This window comes from Microbacterium sp. Ag1, from assembly GCF_001005635.1.
Lineage (GTDB): Bacteria > Actinomycetota > Actinomycetes > Actinomycetales > Microbacteriaceae > Microbacterium > Microbacterium oxydans.
Map to the genome: position 1 here is coordinate 261,454 of NZ_LBCR01000032.1, position 23,567 is coordinate 285,020.

General features: G+C 67.0%; 25 protein-coding genes and 1 tRNA gene. 12 read left to right on the plus strand and 14 right to left on the minus strand.

What is annotated here, in order from left to right:
- Nucleotides 1-59 precede the first annotated feature (59 nt).
- The 3 genes from AAY78_RS14400 to AAY78_RS19315 all read right to left on the minus strand — a co-directional run bounded on the left by AAY78_RS14400 (nucleotide 60) and on the right by AAY78_RS19315 (nucleotide 2,880).
- Entirely contained in the window at nucleotides 60-1,043 is a 984-nt protein-coding gene (locus AAY78_RS14400; RefSeq protein ID WP_046748967.1) for a hypothetical protein, read from the minus strand.
- Between the two features lie 80 nt (nucleotides 1,044-1,123).
- Nucleotides 1,124-1,816 (minus strand): phosphocholine cytidylyltransferase family protein, encoded by a 693-nt coding sequence (locus AAY78_RS14405; RefSeq protein ID WP_046748968.1) that lies wholly within the window; start codon nucleotides 1,814-1,816, stop codon nucleotides 1,124-1,126.
- A 179-nt stretch (nucleotides 1,817-1,995) separates the two neighbouring features.
- Nucleotides 1,996-2,880, minus strand: coding sequence for a hypothetical protein (locus AAY78_RS19315; protein WP_052748798.1), 885 nt, complete (start codon nucleotides 2,878-2,880; stop codon nucleotides 1,996-1,998).
- Between AAY78_RS19315 and AAY78_RS14415 the strand changes: the two genes are divergently transcribed.
- The 3 genes from AAY78_RS14415 to AAY78_RS14425 are packed head-to-tail and all read left to right on the plus strand — an operon-like array spanning nucleotide 2,870 to nucleotide 5,797.
- Nucleotides 2,870-3,949, plus strand: a complete 1,080-nt coding sequence (locus AAY78_RS14415) for an ABC transporter ATP-binding protein (RefSeq protein WP_046749082.1) — start codon at nucleotides 2,870-2,872, stop codon at nucleotides 3,947-3,949. The genes AAY78_RS19315 and AAY78_RS14415 overlap by 11 nt on opposite strands.
- Nucleotides 3,925-5,490, plus strand: a complete 1,566-nt coding sequence (locus AAY78_RS14420; protein ID WP_046748969.1) for a hypothetical protein — start codon at nucleotides 3,925-3,927, stop codon at nucleotides 5,488-5,490. Before AAY78_RS14415 ends, AAY78_RS14420 begins: the two co-directional genes overlap by 25 nt.
- Before the next feature lie 40 nt (nucleotides 5,491-5,530).
- A complete protein-coding gene (locus tag AAY78_RS14425; protein ID WP_026049764.1) occupies nucleotides 5,531-5,797 on the plus strand; it encodes a DUF3039 domain-containing protein in 267 nt (88 codons plus the stop codon).
- A 2-nt stretch (nucleotides 5,798-5,799) separates the two neighbouring features.
- Here the strand turns inward: AAY78_RS14425 and AAY78_RS14430 are convergent, their stop codons facing one another.
- Nucleotides 5,800-7,125: a nicotinate phosphoribosyltransferase gene (locus AAY78_RS14430; protein WP_046748970.1), complete on the minus strand. Its 1,326-nt coding sequence runs from the start codon at nucleotides 7,123-7,125 to the stop codon at nucleotides 5,800-5,802.
- 63 nt (nucleotides 7,126-7,188) lie between these two features.
- Here AAY78_RS14430 and murI point away from each other — a divergent pair, with 63 nt between their 5' ends.
- The 4 genes from murI to AAY78_RS14450 all read left to right on the plus strand — a co-directional run bounded on the left by murI (nucleotide 7,189) and on the right by AAY78_RS14450 (nucleotide 10,428).
- On the plus strand, nucleotides 7,189-8,019 hold the full coding sequence (murI, locus tag AAY78_RS14435) for a glutamate racemase (RefSeq protein WP_046748971.1): 831 nt from the start codon (nucleotides 7,189-7,191) through the stop codon (nucleotides 8,017-8,019).
- 52 nt (nucleotides 8,020-8,071) lie between these two features.
- Nucleotides 8,072-8,809 (plus strand): ribonuclease PH, encoded by a 738-nt coding sequence (gene rph, locus AAY78_RS14440; protein WP_046748972.1) that lies wholly within the window; start codon nucleotides 8,072-8,074, stop codon nucleotides 8,807-8,809.
- Nucleotides 8,810-8,811: 2 nt separating this feature from the next.
- Nucleotides 8,812-9,405 carry an RdgB/HAM1 family non-canonical purine NTP pyrophosphatase gene (gene rdgB / locus AAY78_RS14445; protein WP_046748973.1) on the plus strand — a complete coding sequence of 198 codons (594 nt, stop codon included), beginning with the start codon at nucleotides 8,812-8,814 and terminating at the stop codon, nucleotides 9,403-9,405.
- Nucleotides 9,406-9,507: 102 nt separating this feature from the next.
- Nucleotides 9,508-10,428: a cation diffusion facilitator family transporter gene (locus AAY78_RS14450; protein WP_046748974.1), complete on the plus strand. Its 921-nt coding sequence runs from the start codon at nucleotides 9,508-9,510 to the stop codon at nucleotides 10,426-10,428.
- Between the two features lie 20 nt (nucleotides 10,429-10,448).
- On the opposite strand, the gene ligD is transcribed toward AAY78_RS14450, so the two are convergent.
- The gene (gene ligD, locus AAY78_RS14455; protein ID WP_046748975.1) at nucleotides 10,449-12,467 is read right to left on the minus strand and encodes a non-homologous end-joining DNA ligase; all 2,019 of its coding nucleotides are present in this window, start codon (nucleotides 12,465-12,467) and stop codon (nucleotides 10,449-10,451) included.
- Nucleotides 12,468-12,524: 57 nt separating this feature from the next.
- On the opposite strand from ligD, the gene ku reads away from it, so the two are divergent.
- Nucleotides 12,525-13,334: a non-homologous end joining protein Ku gene (gene ku, locus AAY78_RS14460; protein ID WP_046748976.1), complete on the plus strand. Its 810-nt coding sequence runs from the start codon at nucleotides 12,525-12,527 to the stop codon at nucleotides 13,332-13,334.
- A 10-nt stretch (nucleotides 13,335-13,344) separates the two neighbouring features.
- On the opposite strand, the gene AAY78_RS14465 is transcribed toward ku, so the two are convergent.
- Both AAY78_RS14465 and AAY78_RS14470 read right to left on the minus strand, forming a co-directional pair.
- Complete coding sequence (locus AAY78_RS14465) at nucleotides 13,345-14,124, minus strand: DedA family protein (RefSeq protein ID WP_046748977.1); 780 nt, start codon at nucleotides 14,122-14,124, stop codon at nucleotides 13,345-13,347.
- 96 nt (nucleotides 14,125-14,220) lie between these two features.
- A tRNA-Leu gene (locus AAY78_RS14470) sits at nucleotides 14,221-14,302 on the minus strand.
- Between the two features lie 153 nt (nucleotides 14,303-14,455).
- On the opposite strand from AAY78_RS14470, the gene AAY78_RS14475 reads away from it, so the two are divergent.
- The 4 genes from AAY78_RS14475 to AAY78_RS14490 all read left to right on the plus strand — a co-directional run bounded on the left by AAY78_RS14475 (nucleotide 14,456) and on the right by AAY78_RS14490 (nucleotide 18,255).
- A complete protein-coding gene (locus tag AAY78_RS14475; protein ID WP_046748978.1) occupies nucleotides 14,456-15,646 on the plus strand; it encodes a CpaF family protein in 1,191 nt (396 codons plus the stop codon).
- Nucleotides 15,643-16,500 carry a type II secretion system F family protein gene (locus tag AAY78_RS14480; protein WP_046748979.1) on the plus strand — a complete coding sequence of 286 codons (858 nt, stop codon included), beginning with the start codon at nucleotides 15,643-15,645 and terminating at the stop codon, nucleotides 16,498-16,500. The genes AAY78_RS14475 and AAY78_RS14480 overlap by 4 nt, the downstream gene beginning before the upstream one ends.
- Nucleotides 16,497-17,435, plus strand: a complete 939-nt coding sequence (locus AAY78_RS14485; RefSeq protein WP_046748980.1) for a type II secretion system F family protein — start codon at nucleotides 16,497-16,499, stop codon at nucleotides 17,433-17,435. The genes AAY78_RS14480 and AAY78_RS14485 overlap by 4 nt, the downstream gene beginning before the upstream one ends.
- Nucleotides 17,436-18,057: 622 nt before the next feature.
- Nucleotides 18,058-18,255 (plus strand): YegP family protein, encoded by a 198-nt coding sequence (locus AAY78_RS14490; RefSeq protein WP_046748981.1) that lies wholly within the window; start codon nucleotides 18,058-18,060, stop codon nucleotides 18,253-18,255.
- A gap of 190 nt (nucleotides 18,256-18,445) precedes the next feature.
- On the opposite strand, the gene AAY78_RS14495 is transcribed toward AAY78_RS14490, so the two are convergent.
- The 7 genes from AAY78_RS14495 to AAY78_RS14525 are packed head-to-tail and all read right to left on the minus strand — an operon-like array spanning nucleotide 18,446 to nucleotide 23,564.
- Nucleotides 18,446-18,778 (minus strand): hypothetical protein, encoded by a 333-nt coding sequence (locus AAY78_RS14495; RefSeq protein WP_127011975.1) that lies wholly within the window; start codon nucleotides 18,776-18,778, stop codon nucleotides 18,446-18,448.
- Nucleotides 18,778-19,491 carry a fibronectin type III domain-containing protein gene (locus AAY78_RS14500; protein ID WP_046748983.1) on the minus strand — a complete coding sequence of 238 codons (714 nt, stop codon included), beginning with the start codon at nucleotides 19,489-19,491 and terminating at the stop codon, nucleotides 18,778-18,780. Before AAY78_RS14500 ends, AAY78_RS14495 begins: the two co-directional genes overlap by 1 nt.
- A 1-nt stretch (nucleotide 19,492) precedes the next feature.
- Entirely contained in the window at nucleotides 19,493-19,687 is a 195-nt protein-coding gene (locus AAY78_RS14505) for a hypothetical protein (RefSeq protein WP_046748984.1), read from the minus strand.
- Between the two features lie 10 nt (nucleotides 19,688-19,697).
- Entirely contained in the window at nucleotides 19,698-21,455 is a 1,758-nt protein-coding gene (locus AAY78_RS14510; RefSeq protein WP_046748985.1) for a hypothetical protein, read from the minus strand.
- The gene (locus tag AAY78_RS14515) at nucleotides 21,452-21,814 is read right to left on the minus strand and encodes a hypothetical protein (RefSeq protein ID WP_156172660.1); all 363 of its coding nucleotides are present in this window, start codon (nucleotides 21,812-21,814) and stop codon (nucleotides 21,452-21,454) included. Before AAY78_RS14515 ends, AAY78_RS14510 begins: the two co-directional genes overlap by 4 nt.
- Before the next feature lie 2 nt (nucleotides 21,815-21,816).
- Complete coding sequence (locus AAY78_RS14520; RefSeq protein WP_046748987.1) at nucleotides 21,817-23,040, minus strand: hypothetical protein; 1,224 nt, start codon at nucleotides 23,038-23,040, stop codon at nucleotides 21,817-21,819.
- Nucleotides 23,037-23,564, minus strand: a complete 528-nt coding sequence (locus AAY78_RS14525) for a hypothetical protein (protein WP_046748988.1) — start codon at nucleotides 23,562-23,564, stop codon at nucleotides 23,037-23,039. The genes AAY78_RS14520 and AAY78_RS14525 overlap by 4 nt, the downstream gene beginning before the upstream one ends.
- Nucleotides 23,565-23,567 lie beyond the last annotated feature (3 nt).

Consider the following 23,567-nt stretch of genomic DNA (forward strand, 5'->3'; position numbering starts at 1 on the left):
CGCCCCCCGCTGTTGGATGCTCGCCACAACGGCTCAGCGGATCCTTTGGCGACCTGCGCTCAGCGCTCTTCGCGCTCGTCGCCGGGGTTCGAGGGCAGGGAGTGGTCGCCGGTGCCGGCCTCGAGCTCGTCGGACGGGCTCTCTCGTCGGCGACCTGCACGTCCGCCGACACGGTGCCCGACCCACTCCGCGCCTCGTGCCACGGTGCCGGCGGCACCCACCACCGCGTTCCCGGCGTAGCGGGCGCCCCGGAGCATCCGCAGCTCGAGCTTCTCGGCCCCGGGGACAGGCTCCAGCTCGAGCGGCAGGTCGATCGGCGCAGAGCCGAAGGCCTTGTGTGAAGTGGTCAGCACGCGGCGGCCGAGGATGTTGTTCCCCGCGCCTCCGATCGCGGCGCCGATGCCGAACGGGAGAGCCTTGCCGATGACCGACGCGCCTCCCTTCGCCGCGAACTGCTTCACGAACATGCTCTTGAGCTGGTCGACGAGGGGGCCGACTGCGGCACGGGGGAGGGATTTCGTGACGAGCTCACCCCAGTACGAGGACCTGCTGCCGCCGCGCCCAGCGACCTGGCCGGCGAGCTGTCCGACGAGGTCGACGCCCTCCTTGCCGAGCATCAGCGTCATCACCAGGGCGCGGGCGCGATCCGGGTTCGCCACGGCGATCCCGTGCACCTCGGCGACCGACTGGGCGAACAGGGCGGTGGACTCCACGAAACCCACGGTCTCGACCCCGGAGAGGGCGAGGGTGACACCGGTGCCGATGCCCGGCACGACGGCGGTCGCTCCCACCGCCGCACCTCCGGTCGTCACGGCCGCGAGGTAGCGCCGCTCGAGGATGCGGATGAGTTCCGCGGGTGAAGCCTGGGGATTGCGCAGCCGGATGCTGCGGATGTGCGCGAGGACGAGTGGGCGCTGGATCGCCAGCACGCGATCGAGACCACGCACCATCATCGGGTGCTCCGCCGAGCCGGCGGGGGGAACGCCCTTGTCCCACGGAGCGTCGTCCGGGAGCGAGTGGATCTTGTGCACCTTGGGGGCCATGCAGAGATCCTATGGAGACAGCCCGCGAAAACGCCGAAAGCCCGGTCCCGCGAGGGGGACCGGGCTTTCGTGTCGTTCGATCAGACGAAGAGGTTCGCGCGCTCCAGGTCTTCGGCGAAGTCGACCTCGACCGCGTACAGGTCGGAGACGTCCATCGGCTCGAGCAGCAGGCCGTCCTCGGCGATCGCGAGTTCGAGGCCGCGCTCGAAGTAGTCCTGGTCCTCCACCCGCTGCAGCTGGCGCATGAAGGCCTTCTTCTGCGCGGAGGAGATGTAGTTGATGCCCACAGCCTCGCCCAGTCCGCCCTTGACGGTCTTGGACAGTTCGTTGATGAAGCCCTCGGCGGTGACCGTGTACTTCACCTCTTCGTCGCTGACCTTGGAGGTGTTCACCGTGACGAAGGACTGGTCGCGCTCGATGTATTCGAGAGCCCGGCCGAGGATCATCGGGTCGAAGACGACATCGCCGTTCATCCACAGCACACCGCCGCGACCGGTGGCACCGAGGGCGCGCAGCAGGCTCTTGGACGTGTTGGTCTCGTCGTAGCGCTCGTTGTGGACGTAGTTCACGTGCGGGAAGGCATCGATGATGGTCTCGGCGCGGTAGCCCACCACGGTCGTGATTCGGGCGTCGGAGCCGAATGCGGCCCGGATGTTGTCGTGCTGCTGGCCCATGATCGTGCGGCCGTCGCTCAGTTCGGTGAGCGGCTTCGGCAGCGCGCGGCCGAGGCGCGAGCCCATTCCGGCGGCGAGGATGACGGTCTGAAGAGTCACGAGTGCTCCTAAAGGAAGTTGTGTTCACGGTCGATTAACCGACCAGACACTTCGTCGTGCCGCGTTCATGGTATCGATTCCGCCTGGGAACCTCAGGGCCAGGAGGGCCCCGTTGTCATTTCGTGATCGACTACACACGTGATGCACAGGCTTGCGACCACCCTGCAATCGCTGTGAAGTCACAGCATCCGAGGGCAGTTTATTGCGCGGCGGCCTTGGCGCACAGCCGCCCGTTGATACCGTAGGACGGTGACTGCCTCCCCTGACGACCGCACCGCCCAGGTGGACCTGACCGAGACCGCGCAAGAGAAGACGTCGGCGAAGCGCCCGCCGGTGAAGAAATCGAGTTCCGACGAGGCATCGGCGGCCGGGACGACGGCGAAGCGACCTGCAGTGAAGAAGCCGGCCGTGAAGAAGCCCGCCGCGAAGCGTCCGGCCACGAGCGGAACCACGACTGCCGCGAAGACATCGACCGCGAAGACATCGACCGCGAAGACATCGACCGCGAAGGCTGCGGCGGAGAAAGCCGCACCGACTGCCGACATCGTCGTGGAGCCTTTGGTCAAGGCGTTGCCCGACCAGAACGGAACGCCCGCCGCTGCCGCGCGCAGCGGCGCAGCCAGTCGCACCACCGCAGCGAAGAACACCGCCGCGAAGAACACGGCAGCGAAGTCGACGACGAAGACGGCTGCCAAGGCGACGACGGCCAAGGCGACGGCGGCGAAGACCACGGCCGCGAAGACCACGGCCGCGAAGACAGCTGCCGCGAAGGCGACGGCTGCGAAGTCGACGGCGGCGAAGTCCACGGCCGCGAAAGCTTCGGCGGCGAAGACGGTCGCGGCGAAAGCGGCCGCCTCCAAGGCTGCAGCGACGAAGTCCACTGCTCGCGCGGCCGCAGCCAAGTCCACGGCAGCGAAGACAGCGGCGGCGAAGGCCGCGGCAGCGAAGAATGCTGCAGCGAAGAAGGCCGCCGATGAGGCGGAGAAGGCGGCGGCGGACGCGGCGAAGAACGCCCCGGAGTCTCCGAGCACCGAAGCGGCTCCGGTGGACCCGATGCGTGCCACCGAGACAGCCGCAGTATCGGTGCTGCCGGTCGAAGTCACCTCGGCGCCGGAGCCCGTGGCTGAGCCTGCTCCGGAGCATGATGCGATCGCCGAACCCGAACCCGAACCCGAACCCGAGCCAGTTGCCGAGCCCGTCGTTGCACCCGCCCTCGCGGCGGAGGTCGCCCGCGCCGAACCGGTCGAGGCCGAGCCGATCGTCGAGGAGCCGATCGAGTCGGGAACGTCCGCGTCGGTCGAGGTCGTCGAGGCTGAAGGGGGCTCGGACGATGCGGCTTCCGAGGTCGTGGATCCCGTGGACGGACTCTCCGGGGGCGAAGCGATCACCATCCGCGGCCTCGTCAAGCAGTTCGGAGACAACCGCGCCGTCGACGGCATAGACCTGACCGTGCCGGCTGGATCCTTCTACGGGGTGGTCGGCCCCAACGGGGCGGGAAAGACCACGACTCTCTCGATCGTCGCCGGGCTCCTGCGCGCAGACGAGGGCAGCGTCGTGATCTGTGGCATCGACCAGGCGAAGCAGCCGCTGGCCGCGAAGAAGCTGATGGGCGTGCTGCCGGACAGGTTGCGCACGTTCGACCGCCTCACCGGTCGTCAGCTGCTGTACTACTACGGGCTGCTGCGCGGCCTTGCGGCTGATGTGATCGAGAAGCGCGCGGCAGATCTCGCTCGGGCGTTCGACCTCGGCGATGCGCTCAGCCGCGTCGTCTCGGACTACTCGGCGGGCATGACGAAGAAGATCATGCTGGCAGGGGCGATGATCCATTCCCCGCGCGTGCTCGTGCTCGATGAGCCGTTCGAATCGGTCGATCCCGTCTCCTCGGCGGTGATCCTCGACATCCTCCGTGCGTATGTGTCGCACGGTGGCACGGTGATCCTCTCCAGTCACGGCATGGATCTGGTGGAGCGCGTCTGCTCCCGCGTGGCCATCATCGTCGGAGGGGAAGTGCTGGCCGAGGGGACCGTCGACGACGTGCGCGCAGGGCAGACGCTCGAGGCGCGCTTCGTCGAGCTCGCCGGCTCCAGCGGAGAGGTGGAGGGGCTCGAGTGGCTGCACACGTTCTCCGACTGAGGCTCGCGCTTCTGATCGGAACTCTGCGCGGCGACCGTCGGGTCCGTTCGATCATCTCGTTCGTCGCTGTCGTCGCGATCACGTCCGTGGTGTGCATCGCGGTCTTCAGCCTGTCGTCCGCTCCGGTGCCGGTCGCCCGTGCGGTCACCGTCCTCGGTGGCGCTGCTCTTCTCGTCGGTTTCCTCGTCGGACCGCTCCTCGTCGGGGCAGTCGACCAACTCGATCCTCGCCGCTTCGCGGTCTTCGGCGTCGATGAGCGGCAGATGCCGTGGGTACTCACGCTGGCCGCATTCGTGAGCGTGCCCAGCCTCGCGCTCCTCGCCGTCTACATCAGCGTCTGCATCGTCGCGATCGATGCCGGGACGCCATGGCCTCTCGCGATCCTGATGACGGTCGTCGGCGTCGTCACGACGATGCTGGTCTCGCGGATCGGAATGGCGCTCAACGCCCTGCTCCTTCCCGAGCGTCGATCACGAGAGCTCACCGCGCTGTTCGCGCTCGCCCTGATCGTGATCGCGTTCCCCGTGGCTGTGTTCTTCGGCTCCCTTCGCTGGGACGGCCTGGTGCCCCCCTCGCTGGCGACCCTTTCCAGCGTCTTCGGCTTCAGTCCGTTCGCGGCAGCGCCGGCATTCCTCTTCGACTCCGCGGCAGGGGCGACTGCTTCGGCGTGGGTCACCGGGATCATCGCGGTCCTCACCGTCGTGCTCCTCGGGATCGCGTGGGCATGGCTCGTCCGGCGACTCCTCACGACGACCGAGCGCCCGGTCGCCTCGCGGGAGCGCACCGGGCTCGGCTGGTTCGGGCTGCTGCCGTCGAACGCCTTCGGGGCGATCGCCTCGCGAAGCCTCGTGTACTGGCTCCGCGACCGTCGCTACATCATGAACATCATCGTGGTCCCGGTCGCCGGTGTGCTCACGGTGCTGCCGCTCATCGTCGCCGGTGTCCCGGTGGAGATCGCCGCGCTGGTCCCCGTTCCGGTGATGGCACTGTTCTTCGGGTGGTTGCCGCACAACGACGTCGCCTATGATTCGACGGCCCTGTGGACGCACGTGGCGAGTGGCGTCCGGGGGCTGCCCGATCGTCTCGGTCGCCTCGTGCCCGTGCTGCTCGTCGCCATTCCGGTGCTCGCGATCGCTGTGCCGCTGAGCCTCCTCCTGTTGGGGAACTGGAGTCTCCTGCTGCCCATGGGCGGTGTGGCCGCCAGCCTCCTCTTCAGTGCACTCGGCATCTCGAGCATCGTCTCCGTCGTTGCGCCCTACGCGGTCTCACGGCCCGGAGACAGCCCGTTCCAGCAGCCGCAACGGCCGACATCCCGCGGGATCTACGGACCGGCCGCGACGTTCCTCGGGGCGATCGTGCTGAGCGCGCCCACCATCTGGCTGTTCGCTGCCACGATCCTCGAGGGGTCGGCGTATGCACCGGCCACCTTCTGGGTCGGGCTCCTCGTCGGCCTCGGAGTGCTGGTGCTGGGCGCCGTCATCGGCGGCCGCATCTTCGAGCGCAGCGGAGAGCGTCTCATGGAGTTCGTCGAGACGGCATGACGACCACCCGCGAGGCTTTCGACGCGGCTAGACTCTCGGGATGAGTACTCCGCTGGACAGCCCCGATCAGGGCGGCGTGGCAACGCTTGATCGCGAACTGGAAGAGCTCCTCCGCGAGGAGAACCTCGAACCGGGCGACCATGAGCGCTTCTCGCATTATGTGAAGAAGGACAAGATCCTCGAATCCGCGATCACCGGCAAGCCGGTGCGCGCGCTGTGCGGCAAGAAATGGACCCCGGGGCGCGACCCGGAGAAGTTCCCGATCTGCCCCACGTGCAAGGAGATCTACGAGTCGATGATCGGCTGACCTCAGTCGGCTTCGACGTACACGGTGGGGATCGCAGGGTCGGATTTGCTCAGCGCGAGAGCCCGCACCGGCAGTTCTTCGCGCACCCGAAGGTGATGAGCGCGAGCGGCCGCGGTACCCGCGACCCCCTCGTACGACGCATCGATGTCGCCGGCCTCGACGAAGGTGACCTGCAGCGGTCGGCCATCGGGGTGGTCGGCTGCCGTGTCGAGCTGCTCGAAGCCGTCCGAGACGACGACCGTCTCCGCCGTGGCGACTCCGTCCGCAAGGGTGCGGAACGCCGACTTGCGTCCGCCGTGTGACGCCTTGTCCGCCGATGCCTTCGCGACGCCGACCCACGACCCGGCGGCATCCTGGCGCGCCACGAGCTTGTAGACCATGCTCGCTGTCGGGTATCCGGAGCCGGTCACGACCGATGTGCCCACCCCGTACGCATCGACCGGCGAAGCGGCGAGAGCGGCGATCGCGTACTCGTCGAGATCGCTGGTCACCGTGATGCGCGTCGATGTGGCACCGAGCTCGTCCAGCTGCGCCCGGACATCGGCGGCGACGATCGGGAGGTCGCCCGAGTCGATCCGCACACCACCGAGCTCCGTTCCGGCGACGCGGATGGCGGTCTCGACGCCGGTGCGGATGTCATACGTGTCGACGAGCAGGGTCGTGCCGGAGCCCAGACTCTCGACCTGGGACCGGAACGCCTCCTCCTCGGTGTCGTGCAGCAGCGTCCAGGAGTGCGCGGCCGTGCCCATGGTGGGGATGCCCCAGCTTCGTCCCGCCTCGAGATTGCTCGTGGCGCCGAAGCCCGCGATGTACGCAGCGCGCGCCGCCGCGACCGCGGAACGCTCGGCGGCCCGACGGGAGCCCATCTCGGCCAGTGGACGCTCGCCGGCGGCGATGCTCATGCGCGACGCGGCAGTGGCGACGGCGGAGTCGTGGTTGAGCACGCTCAGCGCGAGCGTCTCGAGCACGACCGCGTCCGCGAACGTTCCCTCCACGGTGAGGATGGGGGAGCCCGGGAAGTACAGCTCGCCCTCGCGATAGCCCCGGATCGAGCCCGTGAACCGGTAATCCTCGAGGTGCTTCAGCGACGCCGGGTCGACGACCTCCTCGTCGCGCAGGAAGCGCAGCTCGTCCTCGCCGAAGCGGAAGTCGCGGAGGAGGCCGAGAAGCCGGCCAGTGCCGGCGACCACACCGAAACGGCGGCCACCGGAGAGGCGCCGGGAGAACAGCTCGAACACGCTGGGGCGGAAAGCAGTGCCGTCCCGAAGGGAGGCGGCGAGCATCGTCAGCTCATAGCGGTCGGTGAGCAGCGCCGTCGACGTGGTCATGCGCTCAGTTTAGTGAGCGCCCCGATGCGCGCGGCGGGCCACGCGCAGGTAGGCTGGGGAGTCATGAACGACGCGCCGATCGGGATCTTCGACTCCGGTGTCGGCGGGCTCACGGTGGCGCGGGCCATCCGCGCCCAGCTGCCCCGAGAGTCGTTCGTCTACATCGGCGACACCGCGCACTCGCCGTACGGGCCGAAGCCCATAGCCGATGTGCGCCGCTACTCGCTCGAAGTGCTCGACACGCTCGTTGACCAGGGCGTGAAGATGCTGGTGATCGCGTGCAACACCGCCTCCGCGGCCATGCTGCGCGATGCTCGGGAGCGCTACGACATCCCCGTGGTCGAAGTGATCGGTCCCGCGGTGCGCCGTGCCGTGTCGACGACCCGCAACGGTCGCGTCGGCGTGATCGGCACGGTCGGCACGATCGGCTCGCGCGCCTACCAGGACATGCTCGAGGTGAACGAGCGGCTGCAGGTCTTCACCGCCGCATGCCCGCGCTTCGTCGAGTTCGTCGAAGCCGGTATCACCGGCACGCCCGAGGTGCTCGCGGTGGCCGAGGAATACCTTGCCCCCCTCCGCGATGCAGACGTCGACACACTCGTGCTGGGCTGCACGCACTATCCCTTCCTCCGTGGTGCCATCAGCTACGTCATGGGTGAGGGCGTCACGCTCGTCTCCAGCGACGATGAGACCGCCGGCGACGTCTATCGTCAGCTCGTCCGCGGTGACCTGCTCGCCTCACCGGATGCGACCGCAAGTTACGTGTACGAGGCCACGGGGGCCGCGACCGACGATTTCACCGCGCTGGCCAACCGACTGATGGGGCACGAGGTGCGCGATGTGCAGCTCGTGCAGACCGGCGTCATCACCCTCCCCGACACCGCCTTCGAGTAATCCCGATCGTCTCGCTCCGACGCGATCAGCCATCCTGACCTGAGAGAAGCACATGTCCGAAATCGTCCGCGTCGACGGCCGTTCCACCGATCAGCTGCGCGAGATCACCATCGAGCGCGGCTGGAGTGCTCACGCCGAGGGATCGGCTTTGATCAGCTTCGGCGGCACCAAGGTGCTGTGCACCGCGTCCTTCACCAACGGCGTGCCGCGGTGGCTGACCGGCAAGGGCAAGGGATGGGTCACCGCCGAGTACTCCATGCTGCCGCGCGCCACGAACAGCAGGAACGACCGCGAGAGCGTCAAGGGTCGCATCGGCGGACGCACGCACGAGATCTCCCGGCTGATCGGCCGCGCGCTCCGCGCGGTCGTCGACACGAAGGCCCTCGGCGAGAACACCATCGTCATCGACTGCGATGTGCTCCAGGCGGATGGCGGCACCCGTACGGCAGCCATCACCGGTGCCTACGTGGCGCTCGCGGACGCGATCGAATGGGGTCGGGAGAAGAAGTTCATCGGTAAGAACTCCACCCCGCTGCTCGACTCGGTCGCCGCGGTGTCCGTGGGCATCATCGACGGCGAGCCCATGCTCGATCTGGCATATGTCGAGGATGTGCGCGCGGAGACCGACATGAACGTCGTGGTCACCGGCCGTGGACTCTTCGTGGAGGTGCAGGGGACTGCGGAGGGAGCGCCGTTCGACAAGCGTGAACTCGACGCGCTCCTCGAGCTGGGGCTGGGCGGATGTGCCGATCTGAAGGACGCGCAGCTGGCCGCACTGGCGGGGGAGTGACGATGCAGGTCGTGCTCGCGACGCACAATCCGCACAAGGTCGCGGAGTTCCAGCAGATCGTGGAGCGGACACGTCCTGATCTCGAGATCATCGGTTACGACGGCCCTGAGCCCGTCGAAGACGGCGTGACATTCGCCGAGAATGCGCTGATCAAGGCGCGGGCGGCCGCAGCGCACACGGGGCTTGCGGCCCTCGCCGACGACTCCGGCATCTGCGTCGACGTCCTCGGCGGCTCTCCGGGGGTCTTCTCCGCGTACTGGGCCGGGCAGAAGAAGGATGCGACCGCGAACCTCGAACTGCTGCTGGACCAGCTGCGCGACATCGCCGACCCGCACCGCGCCGCGCACTTCACCTCCACCATCGCCCTCGTGCTGCCGGACGGCCGCGAGCAGGTCGTGGAGGGGCGGTGGCCGGGTCGCCTGGCGCACGCGGCGTCGGGAACGGGCGGCTTCGGCTACGACCCGATCTTCGTGCCGGATGGCCAGCCTGCAGGGGAGGAGCGCTCGGTGGGCGACTTCTCCTCCGCGGAGAAGCAGGAGCAGTCGCATCGTGCACGCGCCTTCGCCGAGCTCGTTCCGCTCCTCGCAGCACTCTGACGCGTCGGCCGCGGAAAAGTGCTGCTGAAGCTGAGAATCGTTACCCTTCCCGACTAGCCGCAAGACGCCTTCCCAGGCTGTTTCCCGGTCTAGCCTGGTGGCATGCACGATCACGCACCCGCGCCCGGCGGCATCCGTTCGGCCAGCAGCAGACGCCTGCTCGCGATCTCTCTGTCCCTCACGGCGACGGTGATGGTCGTGCAGGTCGTGGGTGCGCTGCTCTCCGGGTCGCTCGCGCTGCTCGCAGACGCCGCGCACATGTTCACGGATGCATCCGGCCTCGTCATCGCCTTGATCGCCGCGACAGTGGCAGCGCGCCCGGCGGATGACCGGCGCACCTTCGGGTATCAGCGTGCCGAGGTCTTCGGTGCGCTGATCAACGCGATCATCCTCATCGCCCTGGCGACGTGGGTCGCGATCGAGGGCGTAGGGCGTCTGATGAATCCGGGGGAGGTCGAGGTCGCCGGCGGACTCATGCTGGTCGTCGCGGTCGTCGGTCTCCTGGCGAACGCCGTCTCGATGTGGCTGCTGAGCCGCGCGCAGCGCACCAGCATCAACGTGCGAGGGGCCTACCTGGAGGTGATGGGCGATCTGATCGGGTCGGCTGCCGTGATCGTGGCCGCTGTCGTCATCCTCCTCACCGGCTGGATGCCCGCGGATGCGATCGCGTCCCTCTTCATCGCGGCGATGATCATCCCCCGGGCCATAGCGCTGCTTCGGGAGGTGTTCTCCGTGCTCGCAGAGTCGGCCCCGAAGGGCACGGCGGTGAGCGAGATCCGTACACACCTGCTCGGATACGACGGCGTCGTCGGTGTGCACGATGTGCACGTCTGGCAGCTGACTCGCGGAGCGCCCGTGTTCACCGCCCACGTCAGCGTGGAGCCGGCGCTCTTCGCCGACGGACGCTCGTCGCAACTGTTGACCGAGATGCAGGCGTGTCTCGCCGACCACTTCGACGTCGAGCATTCGACCTTCCAGATCGAGCCCGCCGAGCAGTCCGACTGCGAACCGCACCACGCCTGATCCGGTGCCGTGATCTCGGCTCAGGTTTCAGGAGTCGACGGGACCTCGACGGGGGTCTCGACAGTGATCTCCAGAGGACTCTTGTCCGGGCGGAGGCCTCGCCAACGGGCATGGCGGAGCACTCCGTCGGGCGTCCAGTTCGCGAACTCGACCTCGCCGACGACTTCGGGGCGCACCCAGAGCGCGTCGGAGGCATCAGGGGCGGGGACGCCGTCGAGGGGGGCATCGTCCACGCGAAGAGGGGTGAGCCGTGCGAGGAGGTCGCGCAGGATCCGATCGGTGAATCCGGTACCCACACGGCCGACGTAGCGGAGCCGTCGCCGTCCCGATGAGGTGTCCGGAACGGCGAGAAGCAGCGATCCGAGCGTGCTCTCCCTGTCGCCTTTGCCCGGTCGGATACCCACGATCACGGCTTCCTGCATCCGGGTGTGCTTGAGCTTCAACCACGAGGGTGAGCGCTGCCCCGGACGGTAGCGCGATCGCGGGTCCTTGACGACGACGCCCTCGAGACCGAACTCCCGGCTCGCGATGAGTGCCGCGTCGACGTCGTCGAACACGGGAGGGATCTGCACGGGAGCGTCGAGGCCGGCGACCACATCCTCGAGAAGTGTCCGTCTGTCCCGGAGCGGCAGGCCCGTGAGGTCGTGCCCATCGAGGCGGAGCAGGTCGAACAGCATGTAGACGATGGGGGTGCGGATCACCTCGCGCTCGATCTCGCGGGGGCGGGTGAGGTGCATCCGGTTCTGGAGGCGCGAGAAGCTCGGTCGGCTGTTGGCGTCGAACGCCACGATCTCCCCATCGACCACCGCGTCCTTCACCGGGAGGAAGGGGGCGCCGTCGGCGGTGAGCTCGGGGTAGCGGGCGGTGATGTCGGTGCCTCGACGCGCGTGCAGGAGCATCCGTCCGTCCACCCACGTGCCCACCGCGCGGATGCCGTCCCACTTGACCTCGACCCAGGAGGGATCGCTCAGCGCGCGCGCGGTTCCGGGGGTGCCGTTCTCGGCGAGCATCGGCGCCACCGATGCCACGGATGCCACGGATGCCACCGATGCCACGGATGCCGCGGATGGCGGGGCGGCGGGTGCGGCTGAGCTCCGGGGATATCGGTGGGAGCTCCGCGTCTTCGCGGGTTGCGGCAGCGGAGCCGTCATGGACGGGCGGAGCGTGGCGAGCGGATCGACTCCCGCGGCGGCGCGCTCGAGCACCTCGTCGAGGTCGAGCTGGGCGAGATGCGGATCGGCGAGCTCGTCCCAGGTGCGAGGAGCGGCGACCCACGGCCGCGCACGGCCGCGGAGCGAGTAGGGGGAGATGGTGGTCTTCTTGCCGTTGTTCTGACTCCAGTCGAGGAAGACCTTGCCACCCCTGACCGCCTTCGCCATGACGCTGGTCGCAAGATCGGGGTGGTCGTTCTCGATCATGCGGGCGAGTTCTTTCACGACGGCGGAGACCTCGTCGCTCGTCTGCTCGCCGGGGAGCGAGGCATAGAGGTGGATGCCCTTGCTGCCACTGGTGACCGGCAGTGGATCGAGACCCATGTCCGACAGGATTCCACGGGCGATGCGGGCGACCTCGGCGCACTGCGGCAGTCCGACTCCCTCACCGGGGTCGAGGTCGAGGACGAGCCGATCAGGGTTTCCGGGAAGGCCTTCGGAGGAGAACCGCCACTGCGGCACATGCAGCTCGATCGCGGCGACCTGCGCGAGCCAGACGAGGGTGGGGACGTCGTCGACGAGCGGATACTCCTTGGGCCCGTCCGAGTGCTGGATCGCCTGCCGCGGGATCCACGACGGTGCCCCCGGTTCGAGCTGCTTCGTGAAGAACGCGTCAGCCGGCGCTTGCGCTGTTCCGACACCTTCCACCCATCGCTTGCGGGTGACGGGGCGGCCGTCGAGGAGGGGGAGCAGCAGAGGTGCGATGGCCGTGTAGTACGCAATGACCTCGCCCTTGGTGGTGCCGGTCTCGGGGTAGACGACCTTGTCGAGGTTCGTCACGCGCAGGCGGCGGCCGTCCACCTGGACGATCTGCGCATCTCCCACCATGGAGCCAGCGTAGTCAAGGGCTGGTCGTGACGGCTGTGGCTGGTGTCTACTGGTGTGATGAGGACGATCTGGAAGGGCGCACTGACGTTCGGGCTCGTGAACGTCCCGGTCAAGGTGTACTCCGCGACCGAGGACCACGACGTGCCGCTGCATCAGGTGCATGAGAAAGACGGCGGTCGCATCCGCTACCAACGCACCTGCGAGGTCTGCGGAGAGACCGTCGCCTACGCCGACATCGACCGCGCGTACGTCGAGGAGGGCCAGACCGTCGTCCTCACGAAGGACGACCTCGCCGCGCTCCCCGCCGAGAAGAGCAGGGAGATCGACGTCGTGGAGTTCGTGCCTTCCGACCAGGTCGATCTGCTCACGCTCGACAAGCCGTACTACCTCGAACCCGATTCCAAGTCACCGAAGGCGTACGTCCTCCTGCGCAAGACGCTCGAGCAGACCGACCGCACGGCGATCGTGCGGTTCACCCTGCGGCAGAAGACGAGGCTCGCCGCGCTGCGCGTGCGGGGGAAGGTGCTCGTGCTGCAGACGCTGCTCTGGGCCGACGAGGTGCGCGAAGCGGCGTTCCCCGCGCTGGACGAGGATGTGCGGATCTCGAAGAAGGAGTTGGAGCTCTCGGCGTCGCTCGTGGACAGCTACTCGGCGGACTTCGATCCCGAGGAGTTCGTCGACGAGTACCAGAAGGAGCTCCGCACGCTGATCGACGCGAAGATCGAGGCAGGCGAGACGTTCGACGTCGCGGAGACCTTCGGCGAAGCCGAGAAGGCGGCCGAGGGCGGCGAGGTCATCGATCTCATGGAGGCTCTGCGTGCGAGTGTCGCCCGCTCGAAGGAGGAGCGCGCCAAGAACGCGGGCTGACCGACCGCGGTCAGTGCTTGCCGTCGCCGTCCAGGTCGGGAGCGCGGTCGAACACGTCGGCGTCGAGCACGAGCTCCTGCGCCTCCTCAGCGTCGGTGACGACGTCTTCCCCTGCCGCGGCAGCCGTATTCGCCTTGTGGCGCTCCGACAGGTAGTGCCACAGCGTCACCAGCGCCGTGCCGCCGACGGCCGCGAGCAGGATGAGGTCGATGTAGTTCTCCACGAACGTCGCGACCGGCGGGATGAACCCGATGAGGTAGCCGAACATGGTGAGCCCGAAGCCCCACAGGATCGCACCGATCAGGTTGTAGAGCGTGTACTTGCGCCACGGCATGTGACCGACACCGGCGGCGACCGGGGCGAACGTGCGCACGATCGGCACGAAGCGCGCGAGGATCACGGTGATGCCGCCGAAGCGCTCGAAGAACGCGTTCGTGCGCTCGACGTTCTTCTTGCTGAAGAGTCCCGACTCCTTGCGCTCGAACACGGCCGGTCCGCCCTTGTGCCCGATCACATAGCCGACCTCGCCGCCGACGAAGGCCGCGAGGCCGATGAGCAGGGCGACCCACCAGACGTTGATGCCGAAGACACCGTGCTCGGAACCCGCGATCGGGTGCGAGAGAAGGCCCGCGATCACGAGCAGCGTGTCGCCGGGAAGCAGGAAACCGACGAGCAGACCGGTCTCCGCGAAGACGATGAAGCACACCACGAGGAGCGCCCACGGCCCGGCGGTCCCGATGATCGTGGCGGGGTCCAGCCAGGGGATGAGAGCGGTCGGTGCGTGCAGCATGGTTTCGAGCACTGGGAGAGTCCCGTCGGTCGTGATTGGTCGGCGGTGTAACAGAGCGATGTCATGGCGACCTGAGAAGGCTGCCGTCGTCTCTCGTGCGGAAGGTGGGACTTGAACCCACACGCCCTGGGGCACAGGAACCTAAATCCTGCGTGTCTGCCAATTCCACCACTCCCGCGCGGTGGGATAAGTCTACTGATCGCCGAATCCGGGTATCTGGGGATCCGCCCGCAGTTCGCGCCGGGCCGGGACTCTGCGGAGGGGATGGGACTCCAGGTCGGCTTGTGGATAACTTCGGAGGCCGCGCGTCGAATGTTGCGAGGATGCCTGAGTGATTCGTCCGTCCGCCCTCGTCGCCGAGCGTGTGCGTTCGCGTCTGCGCGCCGAGGGCATCGACCCGTCGATCGATCCGGACGGGGCCTGGCGCATCGCCCACGCCGAGGTCCGCCGACACGACGATCTCGCCCTCGCCCGCGGCGAGGCGTTGATCGACGATGAGGCCGCATGCGTGCGGGAGGTCCTGGCGACCTTGAGCGGATTCGGCGCGCTGCAGCCGCTGCTCGACGATCCACAGGTCGAGGAGATCTGGCTGAACGGCGCAGGGCACGTGCACGTCGCGCGCGAGGGCACGGCCGAGCGGACCGACGTCGTGCTCGATGAGGTGTCGGTGCGCGACCTCGTCGAGAGGATGCTCCAGTCAACGGGGCGGCGCGTCGACATCAGCCAGCCGTTCGTCGACGCTTCGCTGCCGGACGGGTCCCGTCTGCACGTGGCCATCGCCGATGTGGTGCGCGGTTCGTGGGCTGTCAACATCCGCAAGTTCCTCCCGAAGTACCGATCCCTCGCATCGCTGACGGATCAGGGCATGATGCCTCGCGGTGTCGCGGATCAGCTGCGCGTGGCGATGGACGCCGGCCGCAGCGTGATCGTCTCCGGAGCGACGCACGCAGGCAAGACGACGATGCTCGCCGCGCTGCTGGCTTCCTGCGCCGACACCCAGCGCATCGTGACAGTCGAGGAGACGTTCGAGCTGGCCGTTCACGGACCCGATCTCGTCTCACTCCAGGGACGCCAGGCGAGCCTGGAGGGTACGGGGGAGATCACGTTGCGGCGACTGGTGAAGGAGGCGCTGCGTATGCGACCGGACCGTCTCGTCGTCGGCGAGGTCCGGGACGCGGAAGCCCTGGACCTCGTGCTCGCCCTCAACACGGGGGTTCCCGGCGCCTGCACCGTGCATGCGAACTCCGCGGCGGAGGCGATCGAGAAGCTGACGATCCTCCCGCTCCTGGCCGGGCGCAACATCGACCGCGCGTTCATCGCGCCCGCGCTCGCCGCGTCGATCGACCTGGTCGTGCACTGCGTTCGAGACCGGGCAGGTCGGCGATACGTCCAAGAGGTCATCGCACCGACCGGTGACGTCGACGAAGGCAGAGTCCGGACCGAGCAGGTGTACCGGGTGGCAGACCGCAGGGATGTCGTCGTGGAGCGCATCGCCGCTCGCCGGGTCGGAGCCTCATCGTGACGGTCTTCGTCGGTGCCCTCCTCGCGGCGGGGGTGCTGCTGTGCGTCTCCCCGTGGATGTGGCCGCCTTCCGACGATGCCGTGATGACGATGAGGCAGGGGCGACTCGCCCGTCTGATCGAGGAAGCGGGCATGGAGGGGCTGTCGCAACGTGGACTCCTCGCCATCGTCGTCGCAACCGGACTGATGACGGCATCGGGTGCATGGCTGCTGACGGGGATCCCCGTGCTCTCCGTGCTGGCCGGTCTCGCAGGCGCAAGTGCGCCGATCGTGTTCCTGCGAGGGCGACGGATGCGCCTGCGACGGTTGCGTCGCCAGCTCTGGCCGGACGTGTGCGATCTGCTGATCGCGTCGATCCGCGTTGGCTTGTCGCTTCCCGACGCGGTGGCCGGTCTGGCGGAGTCCGCGCCGAAGATGCTGCGGCCGGCGTTCATCGTGTTCGCGCGGGACCTGCGGGCGAGCGGCAGGTTCGAGACCAGCCTCGATCGACTCAAGACGACGCTGTCCGACCCCATCGGCGACCGCATCGCCGAGACGCTGCGGATGGCGCGTCAGGTGGGCGGCACCGAGCTCATCAGCGTGTTGCGGGCACTCTCCAGCTCGGTGCGGGCGGACGCGGCTCTCCGTGGGGAGGTCGAGGCGCGGCAATCCTGGATCCGCGGTGCCGCCGTCCTCGGGGCCGTCGCCCCGTGGGTGATCCTCGGCCTGCTCGTGCTCCGACCGGAAGGGGCAGCGGCGTACGGCACTCCCGAAGGTGTGCTCGTGATCTGTCTGGGCGCGGCCGTCTCTGTGGTCGCCTTCCACATCATGGTCCGCATCGGTCGACTCCCCGAGCCTCGGCGGTGGTTCGGATGAGCGGGATGACGGCGCTCGCGAGCGCCGTCCTGATCGGGTGCGGCTTCGCCGCCGGGGTGTTGAGCGCGCTTTCCGCGCTTCCACGGTGGAGGGCGGCATCGCTGGCCGTAAGGATCGGTCCGTACGTGCGCGACGTCGTCGCCGATGATCGTCTGCCACGAGGTGTCCTCCCGGCCGCGGGCGCGCTGCCCGCGAGTTCGCGGACGCTGTGGGAACGCGCACGAAATGCGTTCGAGAGTCTGCTCGGCGGGGGAGAGCCCCTCCGCCGGCGTCTGGCACAAGCCGGCGTGCGGACCGACCCTGCGGCGTTCCGCGGCAGGCAGCTCGGGTGGGGCCTCGCCGGGATAGGGGTGGGGGCGATCGGGGTGACCGTGCTCGCACTCACGGGCCGCCTCTCCGTGCCGACGGGCGTGATGCCTCTGCTGTGCGGGGCGGCGGCGGCCGCCGCCTACGACCTGCAGCTCTCCGCGCGGGCCAAGGCGCGACGGGTGCGGCTCACGGATGAGCTGCCGACGACACTCGAGTTCCTGGCCCTCTGTCTTTCCGCGGGGGAGGGGTTCCTCGATTCGCTGCGCCGGGTGTCCGAGGTGGGCTCCGGTGAACTGACCGCCGAACTGCGTCACGTGGTGCTCGCCGTGGGCACCGGGTCGCCGCTGGCCGACGCGCTGAACGAGATGGCGCGACGTCTGCAGCTTCCCGGCCTGTCACGTGTCGTGGATCAGGTGATCGCCGCACTCGAGCACGGTGCACCGCTCGCCGCAGTGCTGCATGCCCAGGCGTCGGATGCACGGGAAGACGCGAAGCGTGTGCTGATCGAGCAGGCGGGGCGCAAGGAGATCCTGATGCTCCTCCCGCTCGTCTTCCTGATACTTCCGCTCTCCGTGCTCTTCGCCGTCTATCCCGGGCTCTTCATCCTCCGTCTCGGCATCGGCTGACCCCTCAACGAAAGGATCCACCATGACGACACCCACCTGTGACCGCGGGCGACTCACATCGACGGGAACCACTGCTCGGCTCCGCGCATTCTTCGCGGATGAAACCGGGGACGTCCCCGGCTGGGCACTAGTCGCAAATCACATATGACGAAGGCCGTAAATCGCCTCGCGGACACGCCGCGACACGCCGGTGAACGTCCCAGATCGTGTTTCCACATAAATTATTCTGAAGCAAACCCCACACACCCTCCGCCTGTGGATAACTCTTCCGCTGGCGTCGAGGATCGCCGGAATCCTGCGGATGCAGGACCGTCTGTCCGGCGTGCCCGCTGTGGATGAAACGGTGTACAAGCTGTGTAGAACTCGCGCCGAGGCGCTGGCGAACTACAAGGGTGTAACTCGTACCCCTCGTGGACCCCCAAAATATCCGTTCCCTCGATTATTCTGGAGAGGTCGGCAAGCAGCGATGGAAAAACCCCCCAGGTCAGCGGACAACTGTTCTGAGGGGTGGGAGATTCCTTGGTTAGGGGAAACTTCCTCCAACGTACGCGTGACGGTGACGCCCGACAAGCCCTTGTGGCTTGTCGGGCGTGTCAAGCAGGATCGTTTGGAGAAAACCAACATGTCTAAGTTCGTCATCTACAAGGCCAGCAATGGCTTCCAGTACTACTGGAACCTCAAGGCTCCGAACGGCGAGGTCATCGCCACGTCGGAGATGTATAACTCGAAGCAGGCGGCGCAGAACGGCATCCAGTCCGTGAAGATCTACGCCGGTCTCGCCAGCATCGAGGACACGACCGCTCTGCAGCGGCGGTTCTGAGATGGTTACGCGTCGGGTTAATGGCCCGTTCGTGCTCATCTGTCGGGGCTGCGGAGCGAAGTACGGTCCGTTCACGCGGGCGTCGGGTTCCTTCAAGTGCAGCCGCTGCGGTCGGATCAACACCGTCGGCTAACAGGCGGTAGAAGAACAAGCGAGGGGTCGACGGGCAACCGTCGGCCCCTCGTCGCGTTCAGCGACCGTGCTCAGGGTCGTAGGTCGGCACAGAATCTGTCGGCGGCACCTGCTTCGCGAGTTCGATGTTCTCGGCGGTCAGGCGTGCGATCTCGGCGTCGCGCCGGGAAAGGTTGCCGTTGGTCTGCCGTTCCACAGCTTCCAGCTTCTCGTTCGTCTTACCGAAGCCATAGAACGTTCCGGCAGCGACAACCGCGATACCGAGAATCTGAACGATGAAGGCCGTGAAGGTCGCGGTCGCGTCTGGACGCCACATGAGCAGAGCAACCATGCCGACGATGCCCAGCGCCGCGAGGACCGAGAAAACAATGAATACAGCGGTCTTGTTCATCAGCCGCATACCTTCCAGTTGGTGCCGTCCCACTCGCGCAGGATGCAGAGTTTGAACTGTCCGTCTGCGTCATAGACGCGAAGGATCGTGTTCTTGAATTGAGTGCCGTTCCAGGCCTTGAAGCCGCTCAGCGTGCGTGCGTTCGCGATGCCCGATGACGGGCCGTACCCCACGGCGTTGTGCGCGTACACGCGCCAGTAGTAGACCGTGCCCGGGATGAGTCCCGAGACGACGGCGGTCGTAACGCCGCCGCCCTGCGGGAAGTCGGTGTACGTGCCGAAGTTCGGATCGGTCGAGCGTCGTAGAAGCATCTGATCGATGCCTGCGCCGCCGTTACCGGGGATCGTCCACGTCAGCCGCATCGACTGCGGCATGATCTCCGAGACAGACGGGGTGCCGGGGGTGCCGGGAACGGTCGCACGGTAGATGCCCGTGCTGAAGGATGCCGCGCCACCCAGGCCGCTTGTGCCGGTTGCGTTCTGTCCGAGACTGACGGTCTGCGTGTAGCCGACGTTCCATGCGCCGAGCAGACGCGAGCCGAAGCCCTTGCCCAGTGAAACGGTGCCACCCACGCCGACACCGTTCACCGTTCCGTACCAAGAGTACGAACCGACGAACGTCTGCGGATCGGAGCAGAGGACGTAGAACGCGACTGTCGAGCCGTCATCGGTGATGCGGAGCGTGCCGCGTGCACCTACTGCGTAATCAGCCATGTCAGTTCAGCGGCTGCGCCCACAGAGTGCCCACGGTGAGGTTCTCTGTAGGCTGCGTCGAGCTGACACGGATGCGGCGCTTCTCGCGTGCGAGAAGGTCGCGTGTCTCGTTGATCAGCGTGTCGATCGTGTTCGCCAGTTCGGACCCGCTGACGACCGGGAAGCCCTCTGCGAGAGCGTCGTCTCCTACTGCCATGATGTGTCTCCTATGTGAGTGAGTTGATTGATCCCGGAAGGGAGTTGATCGTTCCCGGGAGAAGGTCGATTGCGCCTTCGGGGGTGTCCGCAGTGCGTGAGGTGACGCGCATGCGGTCGGTGCTGAGGTTCCACTCGATCGAGTCGGCGGTTCCAAGCTGGATGGGCGTTCCGTCGAGTCGCACGAGGACTTCCTGATCTGCCTTCGCATCCCAGTTCGCGACCGTCTCGACAGCCAGCGTTCGGCCTCGGTTGTGCGCACGCTGCACGGCATACTGCGCGCGCCCGGGACCGGGGTACTCGCGGTCGATCTGGCGGCGAACGTGCTTCGTGTAGCCCGGTAGGGCGTACGTGTCGTCTGCACTCTTCTCCGTGCCGTCAGCGGCCCGCCAGCGGTACGAGTATGTAGCCGCGTCGAACCAGTCCTGCGACTCGCGGGTGATCTCTTCGTCCGCGCCGATGACGTTCACGGCGTAGGCGAGATTCAGGTTCCCGGATGCCCGGTAACCATCACGGCGGAGCGTCCATCGACGTTCCTCATCGCACACAAGGCGGAAGCCCTGGCTCTGAAGAATCGGGCTCAGGAAGTCGATGCCTCCGACACCCGCACGCCACGTGAATAGGTCGCGAGGGCGCTCGACGACTGCGCGGCGTTCGGTTGGCGAGCCGTCAGCGATCCCGCGCCACGAGTATTCGTAGTTCGCAGTGTCCGGCTTCGAACCGAAGAAGTACTGTGCGCCGTCCTCGACGGGGTAATCAGCATCGACCTCTTGCAGACTGAACTGTGACCACGTAATCGACCCCCCGGTACCACCGTGATAGACGCGGAAGAAGACGTGCAGAGTGTCCGGAGGGACAGTGAACTTGACAGCCACGCGAGTCCCGGCGGATGTCCCCGTCTCGGCCACGTTCGGGACCTGAGCGCTGTGCCAGACCTTGTACGCAGGTGAGAAGCCCGGGCCGGTCGCGTGCACAACGAGTGCGCGCTGACGCGGAAGAACTGTCCCAGTGGCGGCGTCGGTCTCGCTTGGTCCAGTTCCCGTGATAACGGCTCGTACGGAGCCGGTCGCGCTGAAGACGTACGTCTTTCCGACCCGGGTGCTGAAGGCCATGCCAGCGGTAGGGCCGACATTGACGTATGAATCTGTGCTCGACGGCTGCGCGAGATGGACACCGGTATGCGCGACACCGTGAATCGACCCAGGGAACGTGCCGTCTGCGACCGTAGTTAGATTCGCCTGGGACCACTGCGATGCATCGATGCGTGTGTATCGGGGATCGGGGATGAGGTTCGACGCTGACCAGTACGGCGTGACGTTGGCGTCCTCACCGCCCGCCTGGAGAGTTGCGCCGATTTTCCCGAGCGCGTAGTTCGTCAGGCCTCGAATCGAGGAAGCGTGAGCGCGCGCGCCTGAGTCGTTCGCGAGCGGGCCGAAGTCTTGAAGGATCGACTCATCCGACGCGAGACGAAGATCAACATCGCCGGTCGCGCGATTCGGGCGCGCGCTGCGTAGCGCGAGGTCGAAGCTGCGACTCTGCGAGAAGGCCGGGAACGTGGCGTCGGCATCGATCCGCACCCGAAGCTTGCGGCGCGGGTCGAAGTTCGCGAGCTTCGAAGAGTCGGTGACGGGCACCGTCAGCGAGGCCTCAACGTGGTTGAAGCGCGCGACATCGACGCTCACCGTGCCGTCTTTGATGCTGAGTGGAAGCATCTCGTCCGGCCCACCGAGCAGAAGCGTTGCGCTGTATTCGTGCGTGGAGATGGTCACGGAGTCACCTCGTGGAAGGGGACTTCGACCACCCAGTCATCCCGGGTGTCATCATTCAGGCGGAAGCTCAGACGCTCGCCCTCAGGTACGACGAAGTACATGCCGATCGTGCGTTCGTCCGACACGAGGCGGAAGACGCCCGCCGCGCTCAGAGCGTTGCGAGCGGTGAGGGCGTCCGCCTCAACGTCGAAGAGAAGCACGAGCTTGCCCGCGTCGAGACCGGCAGGGCGAAGCGTTACGTCGGGTTCGCGGCGTCCGAGGATCGGGTGAACGATCGTGCCGCCCTCGCGCTCGGACTCGTAGCCGTCTACGAGACGGGGCGTGATCGTGGTTACGCCTGCGGTGATGTAGGTAGCCATGATCAGTCCCACCCGCTCGTGACAACGCGGCCATTGATCTTGAAACTCTTGCCGTCGTTCGATCGGATGAAGTTGTTCACCGCGCGCTGCGCCTCGGCTACGTCCGCCTTCGTCTGAAGCACGACATCGCGCCCGTTCATCTGATCGACCTTCGAGTCGTAGTCGCCCTTGAACGCGGCGAGGTCGGTTGTCGCCTTGCCGGTCTTGGCATCGATGAAGATTTCCGTACCGTCAGGCAGCGCCACAACACGGTTGCCGAGTTCATCGACCGATACGGCGGCGTCGGTTGCCTGACCTACGAGGCTCAGAAGCGAATCGCTCGCGGCATTGGCCTGCTGCGCACCGGCAGACATCGCATCGGTGTGGCGCTTCCAGGCCTCTTCTGCCTTGTTCAGCTCCACCTCTTGCGGGGTCAGCGAGAGCAGGGCTGAGCCGTTTGCCTCGGCGGATTCCTGCGCCGCCTGTGCATCCTTCTCGGTTGCGACGCGCTTACGGTCAAGGGCGTCCTCAACGATCTTGATCGACCCGACGTTGCCTGCCATGGCGAGCATCGCGTCAGAGGTGGTGACGCCCCAGAGCTTGGCGTTCTCGGCGGCTTCCTTGTACTTCTCGGGGTCCGTCGAGATGTCGATGACGGCAGCGGACTGCTGCGCGGCGGTCGCCACGCGCTGACCGCTTTCGACAAAGCGGTCAGCCCACTCGCTCGCAAGCTCGGCGGCGCGCTGCTCGGCCTCGTGTACGTCCTCGAATCCGGCGATCGCGAGACCGATACCGGCAGCGGCAGCGATGCCCGCCACGGCCCCCGCAGGGCCGAAGCCAGCGAAGGCGTTCGCGGCAACTTCCTGAAGGGCGTCACCGATCGACTCGGCGCTACCGTCGAAGCTCGCGGCGGCTTCCTTCGCGGTCGAGTTGGCCTCGTCTCGGAACTCTTCTACGCCGTCCTCGGCGCGGCGCATGCCGTCCCGGGCATCATCCCCGGCGCGCTCGGCAGCGCGGCCCAGGTCTTTGAATGAATCCTGTGCCTTCTCAGTCTCGCGGCGGGCATCCCGCATGGAGTCTTCGAGTTCGTCACCAGCCTTCTCGAACTTGTCACCGCTCTTTCCTGCGGCGCGTGTGAGGTCGTCGAGGGAGTCCGTCACGTCCTCGATAGCGTCAGCCGCCTTGGCTGCGCCTGCTGCAACCTCTCGGGTGTTCATACCCAGGCTGATGTTCAGTGCGGCGCTCATGACACCTCCTCGATGCTTTCGGCTAGTTCTCGTACTGCGGTCTGTGCCCACAGTCGGAAGACGCGGGGGATAAGGTTCTGTGCGGTCGGCCCTGCGACGTACCCGCGTGCGCGGGGTAGCAGGAACTGACGGCGGGTGCGGCGCTTGACCTCGAAGGTTCCGCCCTTCTTGGCGCGGCGCTTGTAAGTCGTGAACTGCTCGCGGTTGGAGCCGGACTCGACCGCGTAGAAGTGATTCGGATTACGCGGATCGAAGCCGCCCTTGAAGCCACCCTTCGTCGCGCCTGATCGAAGCGTGACGTTTTGATCCGAGACGGCGACTCGGGCGGTGCCAACGATCGTGCGTTGCTGCATCTTGGTAGACGCGCGCTCGGCAAGACCCTTCTTCCACTCGGGTTCGATGACGCGCTTCGACTGTCCGCGAATGCTCTTCGCGATGTCCTTGTCTGCTCGCTTCAGAACGGTGATCAGGTCGCGAAGGGGCGCGTACGTGCGCGCGTCGATACGGAGGATCGGCGCGGCCATGGC